This is a genomic window from Gammaproteobacteria bacterium (assembly GCA_003696665.1).
GTDB lineage: Bacteria > Pseudomonadota > Gammaproteobacteria > Enterobacterales.
Genome location: RFGJ01000034.1, coordinates 1 through 2216 on the forward strand (window position 1 = coordinate 1; position 2216 = coordinate 2216).

2 protein-coding genes are annotated in these 2216 nt (G+C 51.3%); one reads left to right on the forward strand and one right to left on the reverse strand.

All coding sequences use genetic code 11. The features are described from left to right. Positions 1-1755 (forward strand): hypothetical protein (locus tag D6694_00805; GenBank protein ID RMH48174.1); only part of this gene is annotated, 1755 nt, incomplete at its 5' end. Between the two features lie 152 nt (positions 1756-1907). On the opposite strand, the gene D6694_00810 is transcribed toward D6694_00805, so the two are convergent. Beyond that, positions 1908-2141 (reverse strand): XRE family transcriptional regulator, encoded by a 234-nt coding sequence (locus D6694_00810; protein ID RMH48175.1) that lies wholly within the window; start codon positions 2139-2141, stop codon positions 1908-1910. Positions 2142-2216: the final 75 nt, after the last annotated feature.

Below are 2216 nucleotides of genomic sequence, written 5' to 3' on the forward strand. Positions count from 1 at the left end.
CCCGATGAATATGTCTTTTTCGCTTCGGAAGAAAACCTGGATGATCGGCGCAAGCGAATCAAAAGAGAAATGCAAGCGGCATATCGATCTCTGAAGCAAGACTTCGATTCCATGCACCCGGAAGGGGACAGCCCGGGGACATGGAGCGATTTTCAGGCCCTTGCCCGCTTCATTCCTGTGCTGCAAGGGCTGGAGCCGTATCTGGCCAGTGTCCTAAAAGATTACCCCCTGCCCGCCTGTCACCCGATGGAGTCAAACTTCAACATCATCCGGGGCGACGGAATCCAGCCTCCATCCGGCCTTATCACGCCCAAAATCTCGAAAAAACTGCTGCCGACTTCAGGTATTGAAATTCCGAACCTGAACAAGACGGACAAGATAAACCAAGCCATCGAGTCCGACTGGCCTGGCAAAAGCAAGCGCATCCTCCGAAGGTTGATCCATAAGGCAAGGAGCCTCGCTCCCGAAAAAACAAGTTCGGAACGCGTGATCAATGAAATATGCGTCTTCATCGATCAATTGCAGGTTGAAGCCGACCAGCTTGCGCCCAAATCAAGTGCCCTGCACTGGGCGTTGCTCTGGATCAAGGACCATATCAGGAAAACCAACGCCGTGGTGCATAAAACCATTCAGGATTATCTCAGCCGCGTTTTTATCAATGGCCTGCTGTGCGATCCGGAAAGCATCGATCTATCCGACTGGGAAGCCGAAGACCATGAACTCTCGTTTGAAGATACCATCTCCCGAACCTCCCTGAAACAACCCAAGTCTCGTCAGAATGTCGAAGCAGCCTACCGGCTCGCCTACAGATTTGGTGCAATACGAGGATTTTGCTCGGATGTGAGATTGACATCAGTCTCCAGGGAATGGATGGGCGGAACAAATCGCTGTGAGCTGATTGGGCTTAGCGAATTCGACACATTCATCCATCTGCTCATGGGACGAAGTAACCGAGATGCCAGCGAGATTGCCATGTGCTGCATTCTCGCCTTCTATGGCGGAATGCGAGCAGGCGAAATCAGCAGGCTCACTCTCAACGATGTGGTCATGTGCGATAATCATCTGTACATCCATATCCGTAAGGGGAAAACGGCTGCTGCCAGGCGCGTCATCCCGCTGCATCTTCTCGCTCCCAGACCAATGTGCGCCATCGTTAGCACCCTGATCTGGAACCGCGGACGTGAATTCCCTTCCAATGCTCACTTGAGAAAAATCCCGCTTTTTGGACCCGATGGGAAACGCGAACGCTATGCCAGCCGGACGCTCGCAGATGCCAGCATCCAGCTGCTTAAGCAGACATTCGGTGATGCGGTCACACTGCACCATCTGCGCCACTGCTTTGCCTCGTGGCTGTTCCTGCGCATGTATGTGAGCAAATACCCTGACCTGATTCTGGAACTGACCGAATCCGGGCACGAGGTCTTTTCCCAAAATTACATCAGACGCATGGTCTATCTGATGTCCGGCGAGACAAAAGCACGCATCCCTGACCACTGCGGAACGGGACTGGTGCGACTTACCAAGCTGATGGGCCATCTTGGCCCTCGCGTGACATTCTCAACCTACATCCACACATTCCACGTCGTCCAGGCCCATGCCATGCGACGCCTATCATCCATCCATGGCGCGAGAGAGCTGCCGGGCAAATCGATCGCCATACTTGTCCCCAAGATGAAGACGCGTCATTCGCAGGCGAAACTCAAGGACAAAAGCATCAATGGCATCTTGGAACACTCGTTCCCAAACGAAACATAAGCAGAAGCCAACATTCAGCCGACTTTGGATACTTTCCCCATCTCACGATAGTATTCAACATAAACGAGAACGATTGATCGATCCTTTGTTCCGTTGATGCGGACTGTAGGAACCACTTCTTACCTTAAAAGCATGCAAGTTACGGAAGCCACCTAACTCACTTCTTTGTCAGGAATGTGCTCGATCAATTTTTCAATCGGGCAACCAAAATAATTACAGAGCTTATCTAGATTGTCCGTGGTTGTGTTGTATCCCCGCTGATTAGCAAGTTTGGAAAGGGTTGTTCTGTGAATGCCAGTTGCAGCTGCAATTTCCTCAAAGGTGACCCGCTTTCCGGTGTGGAATTCGCGATCTGCAATCAATTCTTTCAATCGAAACCGAATCACCAAAGGCACCTCCAGTCTACATTGGTCAGAGATTAGACCTGATCAAATGAATTGTCACCCCTGCCAACGATGTAC